This is a genomic window from Paenibacillus nanchangensis, from assembly GCF_046543445.1.
GTDB lineage: Bacteria > Bacillota > Bacilli > Paenibacillales > Paenibacillaceae > Paenibacillus_AQ > Paenibacillus_AQ nanchangensis.
In genome coordinates, this window is record NZ_JBHOFD010000007.1 from 38503 (window position 1) to 61884 (window position 23382).

At 55.3% G+C, this 23382-nt stretch carries 19 protein-coding genes; 18 read left to right on the forward strand and 1 reads right to left on the reverse strand.

Annotation, left to right across the window (positions count from 1 at the left end; translation table 11 throughout):
- Positions 1-3 precede the first annotated feature (3 nt).
- The 11 genes from ACE6ED_RS06905 to ACE6ED_RS06955 all read left to right on the forward strand — a co-directional run bounded on the left by ACE6ED_RS06905 (position 4) and on the right by ACE6ED_RS06955 (position 13970).
- Complete coding sequence (locus tag ACE6ED_RS06905) at positions 4-2010, forward strand: DHH family phosphoesterase (RefSeq protein ID WP_410826370.1); 2007 nt, start codon at positions 4-6, stop codon at positions 2008-2010.
- The gene (gene rplI / locus ACE6ED_RS06910) at positions 2007-2453 is read left to right on the forward strand and encodes a 50S ribosomal protein L9 (protein ID WP_410826371.1); all 447 of its coding nucleotides are present in this window, start codon (positions 2007-2009) and stop codon (positions 2451-2453) included. The genes ACE6ED_RS06905 and rplI overlap by 4 nt, the downstream gene beginning before the upstream one ends.
- A gap of 1 nt (position 2454) precedes the next feature.
- Positions 2455-3816, forward strand: a complete 1362-nt coding sequence (dnaB, locus tag ACE6ED_RS06915) for a replicative DNA helicase (RefSeq protein WP_410826372.1) — start codon at positions 2455-2457, stop codon at positions 3814-3816.
- Positions 3817-4035: 219 nt separating this feature from the next.
- On the forward strand, positions 4036-5322 hold the full coding sequence (locus ACE6ED_RS06920; protein WP_410826373.1) for an adenylosuccinate synthase: 1287 nt from the start codon (positions 4036-4038) through the stop codon (positions 5320-5322).
- A gap of 210 nt (positions 5323-5532) precedes the next feature.
- Positions 5533-6336 (forward strand): hypothetical protein, encoded by an 804-nt coding sequence (locus tag ACE6ED_RS06925; protein WP_410826374.1) that lies wholly within the window; start codon positions 5533-5535, stop codon positions 6334-6336.
- A gap of 280 nt (positions 6337-6616) precedes the next feature.
- Positions 6617-8242: a peptidoglycan DD-metalloendopeptidase family protein gene (locus ACE6ED_RS06930; RefSeq protein ID WP_410826375.1), complete on the forward strand. Its 1626-nt coding sequence runs from the start codon at positions 6617-6619 to the stop codon at positions 8240-8242.
- Positions 8243-8501: 259 nt separating this feature from the next.
- Positions 8502-9230: a response regulator YycF gene (yycF, locus tag ACE6ED_RS06935; protein WP_410826526.1), complete on the forward strand. Its 729-nt coding sequence runs from the start codon at positions 8502-8504 to the stop codon at positions 9228-9230.
- On the forward strand, positions 9230-11059 hold the full coding sequence (gene walK, locus ACE6ED_RS06940; protein ID WP_410826376.1) for a cell wall metabolism sensor histidine kinase WalK: 1830 nt from the start codon (positions 9230-9232) through the stop codon (positions 11057-11059). The genes yycF and walK overlap by 1 nt, the downstream gene beginning before the upstream one ends.
- Positions 11056-12354 (forward strand): YycH family regulatory protein, encoded by a 1299-nt coding sequence (locus tag ACE6ED_RS06945; protein ID WP_410826377.1) that lies wholly within the window; start codon positions 11056-11058, stop codon positions 12352-12354. Before walK ends, ACE6ED_RS06945 begins: the two co-directional genes overlap by 4 nt.
- Before the next feature lie 63 nt (positions 12355-12417).
- On the forward strand, positions 12418-13143 hold the full coding sequence (gene yycI / locus ACE6ED_RS06950; protein ID WP_410826378.1) for a two-component system regulatory protein YycI: 726 nt from the start codon (positions 12418-12420) through the stop codon (positions 13141-13143).
- 20 nt (positions 13144-13163) lie between these two features.
- Positions 13164-13970, forward strand: coding sequence for an MBL fold metallo-hydrolase (locus ACE6ED_RS06955; RefSeq protein WP_410826379.1), 807 nt, complete (start codon positions 13164-13166; stop codon positions 13968-13970).
- On the opposite strand, the gene ACE6ED_RS06960 is transcribed toward ACE6ED_RS06955, so the two are convergent.
- Positions 13939-14145: a hypothetical protein gene (locus ACE6ED_RS06960; protein WP_410826380.1), complete on the reverse strand. Its 207-nt coding sequence runs from the start codon at positions 14143-14145 to the stop codon at positions 13939-13941. The genes ACE6ED_RS06955 and ACE6ED_RS06960 overlap by 32 nt on opposite strands.
- 400 nt (positions 14146-14545) lie before the next feature.
- Here ACE6ED_RS06960 and ACE6ED_RS06965 point away from each other — a divergent pair, with 400 nt between their 5' ends.
- The 7 genes from ACE6ED_RS06965 to ACE6ED_RS06995 all read left to right on the forward strand — a co-directional run bounded on the left by ACE6ED_RS06965 (position 14546) and on the right by ACE6ED_RS06995 (position 23146).
- Positions 14546-15796, forward strand: coding sequence for a S1C family serine protease (locus ACE6ED_RS06965; RefSeq protein WP_410826381.1), 1251 nt, complete (start codon positions 14546-14548; stop codon positions 15794-15796).
- 281 nt (positions 15797-16077) lie between these two features.
- Positions 16078-16278, forward strand: coding sequence for a cold-shock protein (locus ACE6ED_RS06970; RefSeq protein WP_025701608.1), 201 nt, complete (start codon positions 16078-16080; stop codon positions 16276-16278).
- A 163-nt stretch (positions 16279-16441) separates the two neighbouring features.
- Complete coding sequence (locus tag ACE6ED_RS06975; RefSeq protein ID WP_410826382.1) at positions 16442-16672, forward strand: cold-shock protein; 231 nt, start codon at positions 16442-16444, stop codon at positions 16670-16672.
- Between the two features lie 217 nt (positions 16673-16889).
- Positions 16890-18293, forward strand: a complete 1404-nt coding sequence (locus tag ACE6ED_RS06980; RefSeq protein ID WP_410826383.1) for a cytochrome ubiquinol oxidase subunit I — start codon at positions 16890-16892, stop codon at positions 18291-18293.
- A complete protein-coding gene (cydB, locus tag ACE6ED_RS06985; protein WP_410826384.1) occupies positions 18280-19296 on the forward strand; it encodes a cytochrome d ubiquinol oxidase subunit II in 1017 nt (338 codons plus the stop codon). Before ACE6ED_RS06980 ends, cydB begins: the two co-directional genes overlap by 14 nt.
- Positions 19296-21242: an ABC transporter ATP-binding protein/permease gene (locus tag ACE6ED_RS06990; protein ID WP_410826385.1), complete on the forward strand. Its 1947-nt coding sequence runs from the start codon at positions 19296-19298 to the stop codon at positions 21240-21242. The genes cydB and ACE6ED_RS06990 overlap by 1 nt, the downstream gene beginning before the upstream one ends.
- Complete coding sequence (locus ACE6ED_RS06995; protein ID WP_410826386.1) at positions 21239-23146, forward strand: amino acid ABC transporter ATP-binding/permease protein; 1908 nt, start codon at positions 21239-21241, stop codon at positions 23144-23146. The genes ACE6ED_RS06990 and ACE6ED_RS06995 overlap by 4 nt, the downstream gene beginning before the upstream one ends.
- Positions 23147-23382: the final 236 nt, after the last annotated feature.

Here is a 23382-nt window from a genome sequence, read left to right on the forward strand (position 1 = left end):
TTCATGCCAAAATTTCTTCAGCGACGCTGGCACGGCTATCATACCGTATGGGCGTTTATGCTGCTGCTTGTTCTGATTATCGTGATCAGCGTCTACAACTGGGTGCTTGGCGTCGCCAGTCTGTTTCTTGCCGGACTGCTGTGCTTTACGATGCTGAAGACGGAAATTACGTTCCGGCGCAATCTGGTGGAATACATCAATGGGCTATCCTTCCGAATCAAACGCGTCGAGGGTGAAGCAGTCAGCATGCTCCCGATGGGGATTATTTTGTACAGCGAAGACCGGGTCGTGGAATGGAACAACCGGCATGCGGGCGGGATTTTCTCGCGTAAATCCCTGGTAGGGGAACCGCTGCAGGAGCTTATTCCCGACCTGGTCACCACCTTTCCGGCTGCTCCGCAGGCCAAACGGGACGGGCACAAAGAAGGGCCGCTGAAGGAATTCCGGCAGGAAATTACATTGGACGCCCGCCATTACCAGGCGGTGATTATCCCAAGCGAACGGCTGCTTTATCTGTACGACATTACGGAACTGGCTGTTCTCCGGGAGAAATATGAAGAGGAGAAGCTTGCGATTGGTATCGTTCTGCTCGATAACCTGGACGAATCTTCGCAGGGAATGGACGACCAGCAGCGGACCGCGCTGATTGCCAAGGTGGCGAGCGAGCTGACTGAGTGGGCCAAACAGTTCGACGTTTACCTGCGCCGGCTGTCTTCCGAGCGGTATATGATGCTGCTTAACCAGCGAAGCCTGCAGGCGCTGGAAGAGAGCCGGTTTGTCATTCTGGATGAGGTGCGCGAGATGACGGCGGATCTCAAAGTACCGCTGACGCTGAGCATCGGCCTCGCGTTCGGAGCCGACTCGGCGAGCGAGCTGGGGGCTCTGGCCCAGTCGAGCCTGGATATGGCGCTTGGCCGGGGCGGCGACCAGGCGGCCGTCAAGGCAGGGCAGCGGCTGTCCTTCTACGGCGGCAAGAGCAGCGCAGCCGAAAAACGGACACGGGTGCGGGCGAGAGTTATCGCCCATGCCCTGCGTGACCTGATGCAGGAGAGCGACCAGGTCCTGATTATGGGCCACCGGATACCGGACACGGATGTATTGGGCGCCTCGATAGGTCTGCTAAAAGCGGCACAGATGTACAACGTTGATGCCCATATTGTGATGGAGGGGCCTAATCCGTCGATCACCCGCATGATGGAGCAGATCCGGACGGATGCCGGTCTATACGAATCCATGATCACGACCGAACAGGCGCTGCAGAGCATAACGGAGCATACGCTGCTGATTGTAGTCGACACGCATAAAGCGTCGATGACGATGGAGCCGAAGCTGGTGCAGCATGCCAGCCGGGTCGTAGTTGTCGACCACCACCGCCGGGGCGAGGAGTTCATTAACGAGGCGGTGCTCGTGTACCTGGAACCGTACGCCTCCTCGGCGTGCGAGCTGGTAACCGAGCTGCTGCAGTATATTCACGAGAAGGTGAAGCTGAGCCCGCTGGAAGCGACGATGCTGCTGGCCGGAATTACTGTGGATACCAAGCATTTTGCGCTGCATACAGGCTCTCGGACATTTGAAGCGGCAGGGTTCCTCCGGCGTCTTGGTGCTGACACGGTGATGATTCAGCGGATGCTGAAAGAGGACTTAAGTGAATATATCTCCAAAGCGGAGATTATCAAACATGCAAGAATGGTCCACGACCATATCGCGCTGGCGGTGACCAAACCGGGTGTGCGGGTACCGCAGCTGCTGATCGCACAGACGGCCGATACGCTGCTTGGCATGACGAATGTGCTGGCTTCGTTTGTCATCAGCGAACGGCCGGACGGCCTGATCGGAATCAGCGCCCGCTCGCTCGGCCGCATGAACGTTCAGGTGGTGATGGAGAAGCTGGGCGGGGGTGGCCATCTCACCAACGCCGCGGTGCAGCTTGAGGGCAGCATCGCCGACGCGGAGGCCAAGCTGCTGGCCGTACTGAAGGAAATTGAATCGAAAGAGGGGTTATTTGAATGAAAGTCATCTTTATCAAAGATGTAAAAGGACAAGGCAAAAAAGGTCAGGTTAAAGAGGTATCCGAAGGTTATGCAACAAACTTCCTGCTGCCGCGCGGTCTGGCGCGTCCGGCTACGGATGGTAATATGAAGACGCTGGAGAATCAGGCTGCAGCCGAACAGCGCCGCAAAGAGGAAGAAAAAGCAGAAGCTCAAGCGCTCGGTAAAAAGCTGGATGAGCTGACGGTTGCGCTGAAAGCCAAGTCCGGCGAAGGCGGCCGGCTGTTCGGCGCCATTACCAGCAAGCAGGTGGCTGAGACGCTCGCTTCGGCGCATGGCATCAGCCTCGACAAACGCAAAATTGAAATGAATGAACCGATTCGCCATTTGGGCGTAACGCAGGTCACCGTGAAGCTTCATCCTGAAGTCAAAGCGACGCTGAAGGTTCAGGTCACGGAGGAGTAAGATGGGAGGAGATCTCTTTTTCGATCGGATTCCCCCGCAAAATCTGGAAGCGGAGCAGGCGGTCATCGGCGCGGTATTGCTGCAGGATGAAGCGCTGATCACCGCGATGGAGCGGGTCAATACCGAAGACTTCTACGACAAGGCGCATCAAATGATTTTTGAGGCGATGGTACAGCTCGGAGAAGAGAACCAACCGATTGACCTGGTCACCTTAACTTCCAGGCTGCAGGACAGGGGCCAGCTCGAGGATATCGGCGGCGTAAGCTACCTTGCCAAGCTGGCCCACGCTGTTCCGACGGCGGCGAATGTCGACTATTATGCCCAGATCATAGAGGAAAAAGCGATGCTGCGCCGGCTGATCCGGACCGCAACGCAGATTGTTAGTGAAGGTTACACCGGCGGCGAGGATGTCGCCGATATGCTCAGCGACGCCGAGCGGCGGATTCTGGAGATATCCAACCGCCGCAGCGGCAGCGGGTTTATCGCCATCCGGGACGTGCTGATGCAGGTGTTCGACCGGGTCGAGCTGCTGCACCAGAACAAAGGCAACACATCCGGCATCCCGTCCGGGTTTGCCGATCTGGACAAGATGACGAACGGGTTCCAGCGGAACGACCTGATTATCGTCGCCGCCCGTCCGTCTGTAGGAAAAACGGCGTTTGCGCTTAACATCGCGCAAAATGTCGCGGTCAGAGCCAAAGAGACCGTTGCGATCTTCAGTCTGGAGATGTCGGCGCCTCAGCTGGTACAGCGGATGATCTGTGCCGAAGCGAACCTGGACGCAAACATTATGCGGACCGGGGAGTTCAAGAACGACGACGATTGGTCCAAGCTGACAATGGGTATCGCCTCCCTGTCCGAATCGGAAATCTACATTGACGATACGCCGGGGGTTACCGTAGCCGATATCCGGGCCAAGTGCCGGAGGCTCAAGAAAGAGAAGGGCCTCGGAATGATTGTGATCGACTACCTGCAGCTGATTCAGGGCCGCAGCAAAGGCGGCGAGAACCGGCAGCAGGAAGTATCGGAGATTTCACGTACGCTGAAGCAGATCGCCAGAGAGCTGGATGTGCCGGTTATCGCGCTGTCGCAGCTCAGCCGGGGCGTGGAGCAGCGTCAGGATAAGCGGCCGATGATGAGTGACCTGCGGGAATCGGGTTCAATCGAGCAGGACGCGGACATCGTCGCCTTTTTATACCGGGATGATTATTACAACCAGGAAACGGAAAAAAAGAACATTATCGAGATCATCATCGCCAAGCAGCGGAACGGCCCCGTGGGCACTGTCGAGCTGGTGTTTCTGAAAAATTTCAACAAGTTCGTCAACTACGAGCGGACGCATGCCGAACCGTTTGCAGGCTGACCCTGACTACGACAATATCCGAACGATTGCACATAGACTTGTGTGATCGTTCGTTTTTATTTGACTTCACCTGGGTCGGCTGTTACACTGTTTATTGTGCTTTAGCGCCATGAACTGCTAAAAGCGACCAGGGGCGGCGTACGCGAATCAGGTACAGTGCGGGGCCCACATAAGAGTCACAAATAATGGTGCCACAGCCGCACCTACGGAGGAATGAACATGTCAACGGTAGTCGTTGTGGGAACACAATGGGGAGACGAAGGCAAAGGCAAAATTACGGACTTTCTCGCAGAAAGCGCGGAGGTGGTCGCCCGTTACCAAGGCGGTAACAACGCGGGCCACACCATTCTGATCGACGGCAAAAAGTTCAAGCTCAGCCTGATACCGTCGGGTGTGTTTTACAAGGAAAAAACGTGTGTAATCGGGAATGGCATGGTCATTAACCCGGCTGCGCTCATTGAAGAGATCAACTATATCCACGAGAATGGATTCGATACAAAAAACCTGGTCATCAGCGACCGGGCCCATGTCATCATGCCTTATCATATGGTGCTGGACGCGCTTGAGGAAGACCGTAAAGGACCTAACAAAATCGGTACCACCCGTAAGGGCATCGGCCCCTGCTACATGGACAAAGCTGCGCGCAACGGAATCCGGATCGCCGACCTGATGGACGCGGAGGAATTTGAGCTGCGCCTGCGCCAGTTGATGCAGGAGAAAAACCAGATCATCACCCAGGTTTACGGCGCCGAGCCGCTTAATGTTGAGGAAGTGCTGAAGCAGTACCTGGAATATGCGGAATTCATCCGTCCTTATGTGACTGATACGTCCGTTGTGCTGAACGATGCCATCGATGCGGACAAAAAAGTGCTGTTCGAAGGCGCCCAAGGTGTCATGCTCGACATCGACCAAGGCACGTACCCGTTCGTTACCTCGTCGAATCCATCCGCCGGCGGCGTCTGCATCGGTTCCGGCGTTGGACCGTCGAAGATCAAGCAGGTGATCGGTGTGGCGAAGTCTTACACGACCCGTGTCGGCGACGGTCCGTTCCCGACGGAACTGAACGATGAGATCGGCGACTACATCCGGGAGACCGGCCACGAATACGGCACGGTAACCGGCCGTGCCCGCCGCGTAGGCTGGTTCGACAGCGTAGTAGTGCGCCATGCGCGCCGGGTAAGCGGCATCACCGGCCTCTCGCTTAACTCGCTTGATGTGCTGAGCGGCCTGAAGACCGTGAAGATCTGCACAGGCTACAAGTTTCGCGGCGAAGTCATTACGCATTATCCGGCAAGCCTGAAAATGCTGGCGGAATGCGAAGCCGTGTACGAAGAGCTGCCGGGCTGGAGCGAAGACATTACCGGTGCGAAGACGCTGGAAGATCTGCCGGAGAACACCCGCCGTTACGTGGAACGGGTCTCCGAGCTGACCGGCATTCCGATCGCCATCTTTTCGGTTGGACGCAACCGGAACCAGACAAATCAGGTTATGCCTATCTACGAATAAGTTATTGAACGAGCAAGCCGCCCCTTTTTACTGGGGGCGGCTTGTTTGCGTTAACGCTGATGCTGCTGTGCATGTAGAACCGTTCTGCTGAGAGCTGCCGGAGATTTCCGCTCACTTTAAGAAAAGAAACGCTCTATGGCTTCGATAAGGTTTCCGTTTCTCTCTCTCCGTCAATACTGGTAGACAGGAGCAGGAAAGGAGAGAACCTTAGTGAAATTAACGAAGCGGCTGCTGCTCATCTGCCTGACCGCGGTGCTGGCCAGCGGTCTGTCAATCCTCACAACCGGACTCATCGTCAATGCGTACGTACAATCGCTTCTTGCCGGATTTGGGATTCCGCTGGATGTTCCGGCCCCGGGATTAACGGGAGTGGTCCGGGGGATGATTGGACTGAAGGGGGAAGAGCAGGAAACTGGAACTGCCGGTGCGGCGTCCGGCAACAGCGGCAAGGTGGAAGGTGCGAATCGGGCGGATGGAGCAGGGGGAGCAAACGGAGCAGATGGAGTAGGCGGATCGGATAGAGCAGGTAAAGCAGATGGAGTGAATGGAGCTGGCGGAGCGAATGGAGCCGACCAGACAGCGGGGGCAGCGAATACACCGGAAGCCTCCGGGAGAACAGCAGGTAACGCTGCAGATGCAGATCATTCTGTCGGCGCGGATAACGCCGGAAAGCCGTCTTCCGGCGCAGACGATGCTCCGGATGGAGCCCTGCCGGTGATGGGCGGCGTATCGGACGAGGATTCGAGCCCAGAGCTCGTCATGACACCCGACGCGATCGGGGACATCAAAGACAATTTGCCAGCCGATGAGAAGCTGCAGATCTTTAATATTTTGATGACCAAACTGCCTCAGACGGAAATGCAGACGATTTCCGCCCTGATGGAAGGCGGCTTGACGCACGAAGAAATGAAGGAAATCCAGGACATTGTTTCCAAGCATGTCGAACCCGAGGAATATGAAAAGCTTATGAAAATGATTCAAGGCGGCGCAGCAGTTCCGCTGACAGAGGAATAGTCGGCTTTTTGCCATATTTGACAAGCAGCTTCGCTGCCGCTTCTCCCAAAACCCGCAGGTTTATGCGGGTTTTTCCATGTTCGGTAAAGTTGAAATTGCTGCGGGGACTATGGTAAAGTTAACAAGGATTATAATAAGTTAATATTTTGTAACCTTTATACCTGCAAATATGACAGAAATTTATCCAATAGACGCTGCTGTGAATGCCTTAACTTACAAGTACAATTTAGGCTTGGCCGCCCGCTGGGCGGTGTCGGCATAACGGGAAAGGGAGAGTAGCATGGCAAAAGAATGGACGCGCAGGCTGGGGAAACTGCGGACGGAACAAACTGCCGCCGCGGATGCCGGTGCGGAGAACCCTGATGCGGAAGTAGCGGAAAGCGGATCGGGCTTTCGGCCAAGCGGAGGACGGAAACCGCGCAAACGTGCGGTGATCGGCGCGGTAGCTGGACTGGTGATGCTGGCCGCAGGCGCCGTGGGAGCAGGCAAAGCCTATGTGGGCGCCCATACAGTTACATACTATCATGTGCTGCTGCACGGCAGTGCAATCGGGACACTGGAGAATCCGGACCAGCTGGATACGCTGTTTGAGCAGAAACGTAAGGAATACCAGGATAAATACCCTGGCCAGGAAATGGTGCTGCAGACCGAAGGCATCACCACAGAGGCAGACACCGCCTACAAACCGGAGATCGCAAGCGACAAGACGCTGCAGAAGCTGGACGGCATGTTAAAAGCCTATGCGGTAGGCGTGCAGCTGAAGGTGGACGGAGAGACAGTGGGCATCGTTAAGGACCAGGCCACCGCCGCCGCCGTCCTGGAGGAAGTGAAGCGCCATTACCTGCCGGCCGCAAGCGGGCAGACGGAGGGCGCTGCAGGCGCCAGCTTAAAGCGGACCGCTGCTTCATCTGCGGCCCCAACCGCCGCATCCGCAGTACCAACCGCGGCCGCATCCGCGGCTCCAGCTGCTTCGGCAGCTGCAGACGCATCCGGCTCGGAGGAAGCGGGGGAGATCGAATCGGTCAAAATCCGCGAGCAGGTAACCGTCGCGCCGGTTAAGGCCGATCCCAACAAGGTGCTGGATGTGCAGGAAGCCGTCAAGACGCTGACGGAGGGGAAAGAAGCTCCGCTGGTATACACCGTACAGGAGGGTGATACGATTACCGGAATCGCGCAGCGGTTCGGGGTATCCCAGCAGGAGATTACCGCCAACAATCCGGGAATCAAAGAGTTGTATATGCAGATTGGAGACGAACTGAAGCTGACCGTGCCGCAGCCGCCGATGACTGTGGTCACGGTGGAGGAAGTGACAGAGGATATCGTCACCGAACCGGAGGTCGAAATCCGGAAAAGCGACCAGCTTCCGGCAGGGAAGACGAAGGTGGTCCGGCCTGGACAAACCGGTCTGAAGCAGATGCAGTACCGTGTCACCAAAGAAAATGGCACGGTGGTGCAGGAGGAGTGGCTCGGCCAGACGGTCGTGAAGGCTTCGCTTCCTGAAGTGGTTTACCGGGGAACCAAAGTCATCGGACAAGGCTCAGGCCTGTTTGCCTGGCCGGTCAGCGGGGCCACAATCTCCAGCCGGTTTGGTGAACGATGGGGCCGCACGCACAAAGGCGTCGATCTTGTCTCGGGCAACCGGACGATCCAAGCTGCCGATGCCGGCACGGTAACCTTTGCAGGCCAGCAGAGCGGCTACGGCAATGTGGTGATCGTGAACCACCGCAACGGCTACGAGACGGTGTACGGCCACTTAAACAGCATCGCGGTCTCCAGCGGACAGAAGCTGGAGCAGGGCGCAAAGATCGGCGTCATGGGCAATACGGGGCGGTCGACGGGCACGCATTTGCATTTTGAAATCCGCAAAAACGGCAGTGCTTTGAATCCGATGAAATACTTAAATTAACGAATATAACCCGAAATAAGGGTGTTTCCTTTACTTTGATGTCCGGCAGCCGCCAACGCTGTCCGGACTTCTTTTATGAGCGGGCGGTTGGAGGGATTTAACTGCATAGAAACCGGATTCGCAGGATGTGACGCCTGGACAGGTATGGTAAAATAAAGGGGAATCAACACAAAGCTGCGCTTACCAAGTTTTCGGGAAGCGATTCAATCAGAGTTTCGATAAGGAAAAGTTGAGATATGGAAAGGTGAAGCTGAACACAATGCGGATGGGAACGATTCTGGTGGTGGACGACGAACAGCCCATCGCCGATATTTTGAAGTTTAACCTGGAGAAGGAAGGATACGAAGTGATCTGCGCCTTTGACGGCAACAGCGCGGTGGAGCTGGCGCTCAGCGAGCGGCCGGACCTGATGCTGCTGGATTTGATGCTGCCGGGCAAAGACGGTATGGATGTGTGCCGCGAAGTCCGCTCGAATCATCTGGATATTCCCATCATCATGCTGACGGCCAAAGACGGCGAAATCGACAAAGTGCTGGGCCTTGAGCTTGGAGCGGACGATTACGTCACCAAGCCGTTCAGCACCCGCGAGCTGCTTGCCCGGGTGAAGGCCCAGATGCGGCGGCAGCATAAGCCCGCTCCGCAGGAAACGCCGGAGACCCGCCCCGCGGACAAAGGCATTCAGCACTTCGACCTTTACATCGACACGGATATGTACATGGTGTACAAAGACGGCGAGCCGCTGGATTTGACCCATCGCGAATATGAACTGCTTTTTTATATGATCCGCAACGCCGGCAAAGTGATGACCCGCGAGCATCTGCTTCAGGCGGTATGGGGGTTCGAATATTTTGGCGATGTCCGCACGGTGGATGTGACGATCCGGCGTCTGCGGGAGAAAATCGAAAAGAATCCAAGCAAACCGGAATACATTTTTACGAGGCGCGGTCTCGGCTACCTGATGCATAGTCCGAAGCATGGAGGATTGTGATGAAGGGGCTGTCCTTTTTTCGGACGATCCAGGCCAAGCTGATTATAATTTACGTACTGCTTATCCTGATCGCCATGCAGCTGATTGGGGTATATTTCGTCAGTTCGATGAAGAATTCGCTGACGGATAATTTTTCGAAGGACCTCAAGGCCAAGGCGGAAATGCTGTCGATTCTTGTGGCCGACAAATTTGGCGCCGAAACTGGCGCGTCCGACGAAGAAACGCTGGATAATTTGCGGGATGTCGTTAACAGCCTGTACATTAACGGGGCGGAAATTCAGGTGCTGGATGCCAGCGGACGGATTATCACGACTTCGGTGCCATCGCAGAGCGAATATGTCGGCCGGCGCAATACGCAGACGGTGGTCAGCCGGGCGCTGCAGGGCATCAGCGACAACGAGGAATACATTATTGGCGAGGATAACGTACGCAAAAAGGTAGTGGCCAAACCGGTGCTGTCGGGTAACAAAACGATCGGAGCCGTCTACATTGCCGCCAGCATGAAGGATTTATATTCGACGATGAGCCGGATCAACAGCGTGTTTATCTCCGGCCTGCTGATTGCGCTGGCGCTGACGGCTGTGTTGGGCGTCATTCTGGCCCACACGATTACCCAGCCGATCAAAGAAATGACACGGCACGCCACGGCGCTGGCCGAAGGCCGGTTTAACCGGAAAATGCCGATTTTCGGCAATGACGAGATTGGCCAGCTGAGCGAAGCTTTTAATTATATGACCGTCCGGCTGCGGGGCGCGCTGTCCCAGAACGAAGAAGAGAAGGAGAAGCTTGCCTCCATCCTGACCAATATGAGCGACGGCGTGGTGGCGACTGACGAACATGGCGTCGTCATTTTGATGAACCGGCGCGCCGCGATGATGCTGGGCCTGCCCGAGGAAGGCCAGCCGGAAGGCGAGTCGCTGGACCGGCTGCTCAGCCTGGAGCCGGAGCAGCTGGTTTCGCTGTCGAGCGGCAACCCCCATTCCTCGCTGCTCAAGCTGACGTCCCGGCAGGACGGGGAGACATATATCGTCCGCGTGACGTTTACGCCGATTCACCGGAGCGAAGGCGGCATGGCGGGCACGATTGCCGTGCTGCAGGATGTAACGGAACAAGAGAATCTCGAGCAGTCCCGCCGCGAATTTGTGGCCAATGTCTCGCATGAGCTGCGGACGCCTTTGACCACAATTAAAAGCTACACGGAAGCACTGGATGACGGGGCGCTGGAAGATCCCCAGCTTGCGTCGCGGTTCGTGGGCGTTATCCGGGGCGAAACGGAGCGGATGATCCGGCTCGTCACCGATCTCCTGCATCTGTCGCGGCTGGATTCCAAGGAGGCGCGGCTGCGCATTCAGCAGACCGATGTGGGCGAAATGCTGGAGGATGTCGCCGACCGGTTTTCACTTCAGATCCGGCAGAAGCGTATCCGCATCAGCACGCGTGTGCGCAGCGGGGTGACAACCGCCTGGCTGGACCGGGACCAGATCGACCAGGTGCTGGGCAATCTGGTGTCCAACGCGCTTAAGTATACGCCAGAGGGCGGAACGATTGAGCTGGAGGCTGGCCGGAGCGATGACGGTATGCTGGCCATTTCGGTCAAGGACTCGGGTATCGGAATTCCGAAAAAAGACATCGAGCGGATATTCGAACGTTTTTACCGGGTGGATAAGGCGCGTTCACGCAACATGGGCGGTACCGGACTTGGCCTTTCCATTGCCCGGGAAATTGTAAAGGCGCACGGAGGCTCGATCATACTGGAATCCGAGTTGGATAAAGGCTCGAAGGTCACGTTCACCCTGCCGATGAACGAGCCGAAGGGGGATTCGGCATGAAGGAGAAAATCAAATCGTGGACGCTTGGCCTGCTTGTGCTGATGAGTCTTGTCCAAAGCTATTTTCTGATTTACCGGCTGCCGGGCGGCGACTCGGCTGTGAGGTCGGAGAATGCCTATGTTAAGACAGACAATATGGGATCGGAAGAAAAAGCCGACAATTTGCTGTATCCGGAGAAGCTGGTCATCCATCTAGGCGGTGGACGGCATACGCTGTTCTATCCGAGGTCGACATTTTACGATCTGATCATGAACCGGCTGCAGGGCCGCAACTTCAGCAGCTTTCAGCGTCATTCAGTTCATGATTTTAACTGGAGCCAGATCCGGGAAGAAAACCCGGGGATGGAGCTGACGTTTGGCGCGGGCATACCGGTGACACTGCTGGAGAGAATCATGCGGGTGGACCCCGATTCGCTGTTTGCTGTGGAGAGCATCAACCGCATCTGGATTTACAACGACAAAAATAACGGCAAGGCGCATGCGGTGTTCTTCAGCAGCAAAGGGGATGTCGTTTATGAGGCGGCCAAAGCGGATTTGACTATCCAGGACGTACAGCAGCACGTGGATTTTGGAGACAGCTGGACGCCGTATACAACGGAGAGTAGTGAATATTACTTTCCGGAAGGGGAAGTGACGGTAACCGATGTAACCATGCCGTCCGGGTTATATACAATTGAACAGATGCAGAGCAGCTTGTTTTTTGATGCCGGAAGCACGCGGTATATTAGGGAAAAAGACGGCTCGGAAATCTACACCGACAGCAAACGCAGTCTGCAGGTGGATCAAGGCCAGAGCTGGATGAGCTACAGCGATCCGGCCGCGCTGCCCGCAGGAGACAGCACGCCGGCCAAAGATGTGCTGGAGGCAGTCGATTTCGTAAACCAGCACGGCGGCTGGAACGGCACCTACCGGCTGGAAACAGCCGCTGAAGAAGGAACCGACACCGAACGGCTGGTGAACTTCCGCCAGTATTACCGGTCGTTTCCGTATGGTGCTTTTCCGGTGGTGGACACGCCGGATCTCCGGTTCGGCCAAATCCGGCTGACGCTTCAGCAGGGTTCGATTGCATTTTATGAGCGGTCGCTGTTATATACCGAGCAGGATAAAGCCGTGAAACGGACGGTCCAGCTGCCAGGCGGAGACGCGCTGCGCAATAAGTTAGCCAGTGTAGCGCAGGGTTCGCGAATCCGGGATTTGAGCCCTGCGTATAAGCCGGTGTTGTTAGACAAGCAGCTTCGGCTGACGCCGGTGTGGCGAGCGATTTTGAGTGACGGAACGTCGTTGTTAATTGAATAGCTGATAGTTGAACTGGATGGAGAACCGGCTGAAAGTACGGAGGCCGCCAAGGAGGGATAACGGATGGACTGGGGACGGGCCAAAAATGTGCTGATTTACGCCTTTTTGCTGCTCAATATGCTGCTGGGATATCAGCTGTGGATGGACCTGCGCGATCAGGCGAGCGCCAATCTCGATTTTACGTCCCTGTCCGGCAGCGCGCAGCAGCTGATGGAAGAGAACCGGATAAGGGTGCTCAGCCCTATTCCGGCTGCGACGCCCGAGCTTCCAGGCCTGTCGTACCGTTATTCGCAGCCGGACGAGCCGGTGCGGTTGAAGGAGCCGGTTGACAGCCAGCTGATGTTTTTTTCCTTCAGCGATTTGACGGAGGCTTTGGAGAAGGAAATTCCCGACATCGGGGATTACTGGTTCGACCAGCTTGAAAGCGAAAGCGGCAAATATGTTCTCCACCCGCTGGTGGATGGGCGGTGGCCGCTGTTCCGGGTCAATCTGGAATTATTGTACGAGGATCAAAAGATTGTCGCTTACCGTCATCCGCATATTGAGTTCAGCGAGACGGACGGTGAGGTGAAAAAGGTGCTGCCTGCCTCCAAGGCGCTGACAAGCCTGATTGAGAAGTTCCCGCCGGAGACGACGGTAAAGGAAATTGAGCTGGGTTATTACGGCGAGCTGTTTAACTCGGAGAGCCAGGTGGCCGCGCCGATGTGGCGGTTTATGCTGGAAAGCGGCAATACGTATTATGTGGACGGGATCAGCGGTGACGTGATCAGCCCGAAGACAACAGAGTAGACAAAAGGAGCAAGAGAAACATGGGGATATCATTTACAGTATTGTCCAGCGGATCGACGGGGAATGCAACGGTCGTGCGTAACGGAGAGACGACGCTGCTGATCGACGCGGGACTCAGCGCCCGACGGATCGATGAGCTGATGGCGATGCGGGAGCTGACAGGCCGCGAGATCGACGGCATTCTCGTCACCCACGAGCATTCCGACCATATCAAGGGACTGGGCGCGATGGCCCGCAAATATGAGCTGCCGATTTACGCCAATACCCGTACGTGGAAGGCGATTGAGCACAGCCTGGGGACGATTGCGGACAACCAGCGGTTCGTGCTGGAGACGGGAGAACACCGGGATTTTGGCAGCATGCGGGTGGAATCGTTCCCCGTGTCGCATGACGCGGCCGAGCCGGTGGGCTACTGCTTTTATGACGGCAACGAGAAACTCAGTGTGGCCACCGATCTGGGATACGTCAGCGACAAGGTGATGCGGGCAATTGAAGGCTCCGATGTGCTGGTGCTTGAAGCGAACCATGATATCGAAATGCTGCGGATGGGACGTTATCCATGGAACACCAAACGCCGGATATTGGGCGATATGGGCCACCTCTCAAATGACGCGGCAGGTGCGGCGCTAAGCGAGATTTTGACCGGACGGACGAAACGGACATATTTGGCCCATTTGAGCCTGGATCACAACATGATCGATCTGGCCCGGATGTCGGTGCGCGGTGCGATGGAAGACCGGGGATGTTTTTATAAAGACAGCGAGTTCAAGATTTGTGATACCTATTACGACAAACCTACGCCATGGGATAAGGTGAGCGATCTGTAAGCCGGTCAAGCTCGGCGGTTTTGCGCTCCAGCTCTTCACGGGAAATGATGCCTTTTTCGATCAGCAGCTCCACAACGGCGCACAGCTCTAAGGTGATGTGCCAGTGATCTTCTTTTAGATCGCCCAGCTTGCCTATAAATTGTACGAGATCCATAGCCGAATTTAATGTATTCATCATTTTACCTCCACAACCTAATATTTGTTAAAAATAACCACGCTATTTTACGCAGAAAAAAACCGCTCGGCCCCCGGGCTGTGATACAATTGCCATAGGAAAACTCATCCTGTTTTTTGAACAGGGATGATGCGGCTGCGCGCCGCAAATCTTGTTTTCTATCAGTATAGTCATGAAGGCCGGTTGTTATTCCGGATTAAGAGAATGGTTAATGGATAAAGATCGGTAAATGGCAGAGAAGAGGCACAGCACCGGTCGACGGCTGAGTTTGTATAGTGAAGAGCCAACACATACCAGATAGACGATGTCCCGAGGTCCGCCATGCGGCGGGCGGTGACGGGAAAGGCAGCCCCAGTCGTCCAGGTCGAAAGCGCATGACCATAGAGGGGAGAGATGACCGGTGGGATTGTTCCGCGACGATTTTTATTCAACCAAAGTACCAAAAGCCCGCAAAAGTTTCGGAGGAAAGCGCAGGCAGATCGATAAAGGCTGGACGGTTCATAAGCGCCGCCGGGGACTTGCAACCTGGCAGATTTGTGCGGTCAGCTCGCTGATCAGTGCCGTTGCGGCCGTTCTCCTGTTCAGCCTGGTAACCGGGCAGCTCTCGAATGAGAAAGCATCCGGGCCGGTTATGATCGACAATGTGCGGCCAAGCAGCGGGGATCCCTATGACCGGATCATTCAGGCGGCGGCGGCCGTGCGGCCGGCGGTGGTCAGTATTATCAACCATAAGGAAGCCGCGGAAGAAGAGGAAGAGGAGATTTTTGACGAATCGGCTCTTGGTTCCGGGGTAATTTACGAGAAAAAAGGCGACAAGGCCTATATCATTACCAACAACCATGTCATTGAAGAATCGGGCAAGCTTGAGGTCATGACCGTCAGCGGCGAAACCCGCAAGGCCACACTGGTGGGCACGGACAAAGTTAGTGATATCGCCATCCTGGAAATAGACGGTAACGGCATTGAAGTCACCGCCCAGATCGGCGATTCCTCGAAGCTGCGGCTTGGCGAGACCGTCATCGCGATCGGTAACCCGCTGGGATTGGGGGATACTTTAACGTCCGGCATTATCAGCTATACCGAGCGCAAGATTCCGGTGTCTTTGAATCAGGACGGGGTATACGACTGGGAGCAGGACGTTATCCAGACGGATGCTGCGATCAACGAGGGCAACAGCGGAGGCGCTTTGGTCGACCTGAACGGAAAAGTGATCGGCATCAATACGATGAAGATCTCGGACGCCGGTGTGGAAGGGCTTGGTTTTGCTATCCCAAGCAACCAGGTGATGAAGGTGGCCGATGAGCTGCTGGCCAAAGGGCGGATCGTCCGCTCTTACCTGGGGGTCTATACGGTGGACCTGAATAATCCTTATGCACCGCTCGACAAGGAGCAGATCCACAAGCTGAAGCTCCCGGACAGTGTCAAGGAAGGTGTGGTTGTGCTGGATGCAGTTGGACCGGCCAAAACAGCGGGAATGAAGCTGAACGACGTCATCACAGAGTTTAACGGACAGCCCATTACCTCCACGCTGGAGCTGCGGAAGTATTTGTACAATCAGACTGAAGTGGGAGACGCGCTGCAGATCACCTTTTACCGGGAAGGGGTACGCAAACAGCTGACCATTACGCTTGAAGAAAAAAAAGAGGAATAAACTAACCCGGTTTGGTGTATAGTAATAAGGCGGTTGAGGGGCGGCGGCGCAGCAATCGGTGCCACCCGCCCCGCTGACTGTCAAAAAGAACAATACGGATAGGTTAGCTTGCCTTTCCTGGCCATCCGTGCTAAAATAATAATAATCTTACATATGAGACCTAAATCAACACATTGAAAAGGGTTGTCATTTGTGAAGCAACCTTTTTCAATGTGTTAATTTTTTCTTTGTGTGAAGATAAAGTAAACATGTTAATTTTAATATAGTGGAGGTATACACCCATGCAAACAGGTACAGTTAAATGGTTTAACGCAGAGAAAGGCTTCGGATTCATCGAGGTTGAAGGCGGAAGCGACGTATTCGTACACTTCAGCGCAATCGTTGGCGACGGCTTCAAAACCCTCGACGAAGGACAACGCGTAGAATTCAACGTAGTTGAAGGCAACCGCGGACCGCAAGCCGAGAACGTAGTTAAACTGTAATTGTCCTAAGATAACACCGTCCCGCCCTGAAAGGCTGGACGGTGTTTTTAACATTCTGGGGTATTCTCATAAACTCTTCCGGCAGTTTGATCTGCCCGGGGGCGTTTTGCTTGTTATGCCGCTTTATGCAATCTAAATCTGTGGACCAAGAGGAGGAAGGGTCATGAACTATCGCAAGAAGCCGGTTGAGGAAATTCCGGAGGAAGTTACCGCCGTCTGGGTATGTACCAGCGACAGCTGCAAGGGCTGGATGAGGGACAACTTCGCTTTTGACCAAGCGCCCTCCTGCTGTATCTGCCAATCTCCAATGGTCCGGGATACTCGGATGCTGCCCCAGCTGGTTAATCCAAACGGGGATGTAAAGAAGCTGAAAAAAGGGATTTCCATTCTCTGACCGGGTTCGCCAAGAACCATAAAAGCACCACATAGATGAAGACGGCCCAGCCGTCTTATTTTTTTTTGCAATTTTGACCAATGTCTTGTGATCTTTGTCACAAATTTATTGCATTTGAGAGCTAAATCACGGTTTTTATGTGATAAATATCACACTTGGATGCTTTAAATTTTGACAGAATAGAATCACTGATAACAGGAAGAAGGAAGGGGAAACAATGGACGTAGTAATGCTGTCGCGGCTGCAGTTTGCATCGACGACGATCTTTCATTACTTCTTTGTGCCGGTCTCAATCGGTCTAGCGCTCCTTATTGCAATCATGGAGACCATCTATGTGGCCAAGGGGAATGAAGAATACAAAAAAATGGCGAAATTCTGGGGAAAGCTGTTCCTGATCAATTTCGCGGTGGGCGTGGTAACGGGGATTCTGCAGGAGTTCCAGTTCGGTATGAACTGGTCCGACTATTCCCGGTTTGTTGGTGACGTCTTCGGCGCGCCGCTGGCAGTCGAAGCCCTGCTCGCTTTCTTTTTGGAGTCGACGTTTATCGGGCTGTGGATTTTTGGCTGGGATAAACTGTCGCCAAAGCTGCACGTGTTGTCCATCTGGATGGTGGCGCTGGGCACGACGCTGTCCGCCTTCTGGATTCTGACGGCGAACTCCTTTATGCAGCATCCGGTTGGCTTTGAAATGAATAACGGCCGGGCGGAAATGAATGATTTCTTTGCACTGATTACGAACGGACAGCTGCTCGTGGAACTGCCGCATACGCTGTTCGCGGCTTACGCTACCGGGGCATTCCTGGTTACCGGCATCAGCGCGTATAAGCTGCTCCGAAAGCAGGAAGTATCGTTTTTTATAAAATCGTTTAAAATCGCCGCTATTGTAGGAATTATCTCCTCGTTCGGCGTAGCATTTGCGGGCCATGCGCAGGCTCAATATCTGGTGAAAACCCAGCCGATGAAGATGGCTGCTTCCGAAGGACTGTGGGAGAACAGCGGATCGCCGGCGGCTTGGACGCTGACAGCCAACATTGATCCCGCGGCCCAGCAGAACTCCGGCGAGCTGAAGATTCCTTATCTGCTCAGCTTCCTGTCTTACAGCAAATTTGACGGGGAAGTACAAGGGATGAAAGAACTGCAGGCGCAATACGAACAGCAATATGGACCGGGCAATTATATTCCGCCTGTACGCACGACGTTTTGGAGCTTCCGGATTATGATCGTGGCCGGTATGGGGATGATTTTTCTCGGACTGTATGCAATTTACCTGATGTGGCGCAAAAAACTTGAACAACCAAACACCTGGTTCATGCGCCTGATGTTTGCGGGGCTGCTGCTGCCGCCAATCGCCAACACATCCGGCTGGATTATGACCGAAATCGGGCGTCAGCCTTGGACGGTGTTTGGACTCATGACAACGGAAGACAGCGTATCGCCGAACGTGTCGGCGGGCTCGGTGCTGTTCTCGGTTATTGCTTTTACTGCTATCTATGCAATTTTGGGGATTGTGCTTGTGTCGCTGTTCGTTAAAGTAATCAAGAAAGGGCCGTACGCCACAGACAATGATCATGGCGCAAGCCAAGATCCTTACGGCAAGGGGGGATATCATGCTGTCTCTTAATGAACTGTGGTTTGTGCTGATTGCGGTATTGTTTATCGGATTCTTTTTCCTGGAAGGCTTCGACTTTGGGGTCGGCATGGAAACACAGCTGCTCGCCAAAAATGACACCGAACGCCGGGTGCTGATCAACTCGATTGGACCGTTCTGGGATGCCAATGAAGTTTGGCTGTTGACGGGAGCGGGCGCGATGTTTGCGGCATTCCCCGAATGGTACGCAACGCTGTTCAGCGGATTTTATATTCCGTTTGTGTTTGCCCTGCTGGCGCTGATCGCACGCGGCGTGGCGTTTGAGTTCCGGGGCAAAGGCGAAAGCGCGGCCTGGAAAAAAACTTGGGATGTCTGCATTTTCTTCGGCAGCTTCCTGCCGCCGTTCCTGCTCGCTGTTGTTTTCGCCAGCTTCATTAAAGGGCTGCCGATCGATCAGGATATGCAGATGCATGCCGGATTCTTCGATATCGTTAATCCGTATACGGTGGTTGCCGGGCTGACAATGGTCATGCTATGCTTGGTGCATGGACTGATGTTCACGACGCTGCGGACAGTGGGCGACCTGCAGAACCGTGCACGCACCCGGGCGCAAAAGCTGCTGCCGCTGCTTGCCGTGCTGCTGGTAGCGTCTGTAGTGATGACGTATTTTATGACCGATGTGTTTGAAGTACGGCTGGTGCCGATGATTGCACTGGTGGCGCTTGGTGTGGTGGCCTTCCTGCTGGCAGGTTACTTCAGCAAAAAAGGCCGCGACGGATGGGCATTCGGAATGACGGGAGCGGTAATGGGTGTATCCGTGCTGTCCGTATTCGTGGGACTGTTCCCGCGGGTAATGATTAGCTCGATCAGCGAAGCGTACAACCTGACGATCAACAATGCGTCTTCCGGGCACTATTCGCTGAAAGTTATGACCATTGTGGCGCTGACTTTGCTGCCGTTCGTTCTGGGATATCAAATTTGGAGTTATTTTGTATTTCATAAACGGGTTCATGAGAAGGAGCATCTTGAATACTGATGGACAGAAATTTACTGGGGTATAAAGGAGTACGGCCGGTCTTCCTGATCGTCGGCTTCCTGACCCTGGTGCAGACCGCATCCATCATTCTGCTGGCCAAATGGCTGGCGGAGATCATCTCCGCGCTGTTCGCGGGAGAACCGCTGAAGGAACAATGGGGCACTGCGCTGTTGTTCCTTCTTGCGTTTCTGGTGCGTCATGCCTGCGCTATGCTGATGAGCCGCACCGCTTACCGGTTTGCGGAGACGACAAGCGGGGGAATGCGGCGGCAGATGATGGATAAGCTGTTTGCGCTTGGGCCAAGGCTGGCGGGCAATCAGGGGACCGGTACGCTGGTCACGCTGGCGCTGGAAGGCGTCACGAAATTTCGGACCTACCTGGAACTGATTGTTCCGCGGATGGTGTCGATGGGCGTCACGCCCTGGATCATCCTGGTGTACGTGTTCCTGCTGGACCGCAATAGCGGCATTATTCTTACGCTGACGATGCCGATTATCGTCGTTTTTATGATTTTGATCGGAATGACCGCGCGGAAGCAGATGGACCGGCAACTGAAGTCGTACCGGACGCTGTCGAACCATTTTGTTGACTCGCTGCGCGGGCTGGAGACGCTGAAATTCCTCGGCCGCAGCCGCAGCCATATCGGCAGCATCGCCGAGGTCAGCGACCGCTACCGGTCAGCGACGATGCGGACGCTCCGTGTGGCGTTCCTGTCTTCGTTTGCGCTCGACTTTTTTACGATGCTGTCCGTCGCTTCCGTTGCTGTCAGCCTCGGCCTGCGGCTCATTAACGAGCAGATGACGCTGGTTACCGGGCTGACAATTCTGATTCTGGCGCCGGAGTATTTCCTGCCGGTTCGCCTTGTCGGCGCGGACTTCCACGCCACGCTGGACGGCAAGGAAGCCGGAGAAGCGATGAAAAACATCATCGACCGGGAGACAGTGCAGGCGGTGGAGCTGGCAGCGGGTGAAAGCGCTGATGGTGTTGGGGCGGCTGGACTGGCTGGTGCAGCTGAAAGAAGTGACAGAACTGACGAGACTGATATGACTCATGAGAATGGAACGGCAGGCCAGTCTGAAAAGACAGACGGGACTGCTGAGGCTCACGGGATTGGCAAGGCCGGCAAGACTGATAGGATTAACAAGATCAAGATTGACGAAACCGGCACGGCTGCCATCCAGAACAACTCTCCTTTTTACTGGGGAGCGGACAGCAGGCTGAGTTTGAACGGGATTGGTGTGCGGCATGAAGCCGAAGGACCGGCGTCGTTGGATGAGGTATCGCTGCATTTTAACGGAACCGGCAAAATCGGGATCATCGGCGAAAGCGGCGCCGGGAAATCAACGCTGATCGACATTCTTGGCGGATTCCTGCACCCGACCTCCGGCAGCGTAACGGTTAATGGGCGGTCGTACAGCGGGTTGACCGATGACAAGTGGCGGCGGCAGACGTCGTACATCCCGCAGTCGCCGTATATTTTTAGCGGGACGCTGGCTGATAATGTGCGGTTCTACGACCCGTCGGCGTCTGATGAGGCGGTGCGGGACGCTGTCCGGGCTGCGGGCCTGGAGGGACTTGTCTCCGGACTGCCGGACGGGCTGGAGGAAATGATCGGCGGCGGCGGACGTCCTTTAAGCGGCGGGCAGGAGCAGCGGGTTGCCCTGGCGCGGGCGCTGCTGAGCACCCGGCCGATTATGCTGCTGGATGAGCCGACGGCGCATCTCGACATTGAGACGGAGTACGAACTGAAGGAGACGATGCTGCCGCTGTTTGAAGGCAAGCTGGTCTTTTTGGCGACACACCGGCTCCACTGGATGAAAGACATGGACGTTGTGATCGTGATGCAGGGCGGAAAAGTGGCCGAAGCCGGCACCCACCGCGAGCTGATCGAACGCCGGGGCGCGTATTATGAACTGATTCAAACGCAAATGGGGGGAATCCATTGAAACGGGAAGGCTGGTTTGCTCCATATGTCTCCGCCTACTTCTGGCGGTTCCTGCTCATTATCGTGCTGGGAGCGCTGACGATTTTTTCGGCGTCTTCACTTATGTATACGTCGGGTTTTCTTATCTCCAAGGCGTCGATTCCGCCTGAAAACATTTTGATGATTTATGTCCCGATCGTCGGCGTTCGGACCTTTGGTACAAGCCGTGCCGTGATCCACTATGTGGAGCGGCTGGTGGGGCATGATACGATTTTGCGGATTTTATCCAAAATGCGGGTTCGGCTGTACCGGATTCTAGAGCCGCAGGCGCTGTTCCTGTCCTCCCGCTTTCGCACGGGGGATATTCTCGGCATGCTGGCGGACGATATCGAGTATCTGCAAAATGTGTACCTGCGTACGGTATTTCCCAGTGTGATCGCGCTGCTGATTTATGCTGGGGCTGTAATTGCTTTGGGAACGTTTGATACCGCTTTTGCGCTGCTGATGGCGCTGTATATTGCTGTATTGGTGGTTGTTCTGCCGCTGATCTCGCTGCTTGTCACGAAACGGCGCCAGCGGGAAGTCAAGGTGGAGCGCAACCGGCTGTACCAAAAGCTGACCGACGCCGTGCTTGGCATGGACGATTGGGTGATCAGCGGACGGCAAAGCCAGTTCGTTGACACGTATGAGGCCGACGAACGGTCGGTTGCCCGGACCGATGCCGCGCTGCGCTCCTGGGCGCGGTGGCGGATGTTCATTGGGCAGGCGGTGGTGGGAGTCAGCGTGCTGTCGCTGATCTATTGGGCCGCTGGACAATATGCGGACGGAGCGATTGCAGGAACTTTTATTGCAGCGTTTGCGCTGGTCGTGTTCCCGGTGGCGGATGCCTTTTTGCCCGTCTCTGATGCGGTGGAAAAGATTCCGCAGTATCAAAACTCGCTGGAGCGTTTGGGCGGGGTGGAGTTGCCGGGGAACGGTGATTCTGAATCTAAAGGCGAAACTGAAAGAGAAACCGAAAGCGGAAGAGAAACCAGGCTGCATCCGGCGGATATGGCAGGCAAAGATAAGGCGGGTGCGGTTCAAGCGGCAGCAATCGAGCTAAAACAGGTTGGGTACCGTTATTCGGAAACGGGAAAAACAGGGAAAACGGGGAAAACCGGGGAAACCGGGAAAACCGGGAAAACCGGGTCGGGGGAATCTGGTTTGGGCTTAACTACTTCTGCGGTTCCCCTGGGGGATTGGTCAGTACGTGAGCTATCGCTGGAGGTGCCGCAGGGCCGCAAGATTGCCATCATTGGCCGAAGCGGTGCGGGTAAGTCGACGTTACTCAAGCTGATTCAAGGGGCGTTGTCCCCGGCAGAAGGATCGGTCCTGATCAACGGCCGCCCGGCCGCTTCGTATGGCGAACGGATTCCGGAGTTCATCTCCGTCCTCAACCAGCGCCCGCATTTGTTCGACACCACGGTTGCGAACAATATCCGGCTTGGCGATCCTGAAGCGACGGAGGAGCAGATTGCTGAAGCAGCGCGGCGGGCTAAGCTGGATCAGCTGATCTCCAGTCTGCCGGACGGCTACGATACGCCGGTCCGGGAAGCGGGAGCCCGGTTCTCGGGCGGGGAACGGCAGCGGATTGCGCTGGCGCGTATTTTGCTCCAAAATACGCCGGTGGTTGTACTGGACGAACCGACGGTAGGACTGGACCCGCGGACGGAGCGGGAGCTGCTGGCTACTATTTTTGAAGCGATGGCAGGCAAGTCCTTGATTTGGGTGACCCATCACCTGGTTGGCGCGGAGCAGATGGACGAAATTCTGTTTATGGAGAACGGGCGCGTGGAAATGCGCGGTACCCATGCCGAGCTCATGGAACGGGAGCCGCGGTATCGGCGGCTGTATGAGCTGGATCGCCCGGAGGTTGATGTTCGGTGAGGGCATAGGTAAGGAGCTAGGTGAGGACCTGAATGAGGGCCTGGGTAAATGCCCAGGTAAAGACCTAGGCAAATACTAAGCAAAAATCTAGGGAAAAACCCAGGAACGTATCCACGCAAAGACTAGGCAAAGATCACTTGTTCTTTTCCAGGTATAGACTTCTCTTTAAGAGTAAATGCTACGAATATGTACAAGAAGGTTCCCTTTTCCGTTGAATTATGGTAGAACAGAAGAAG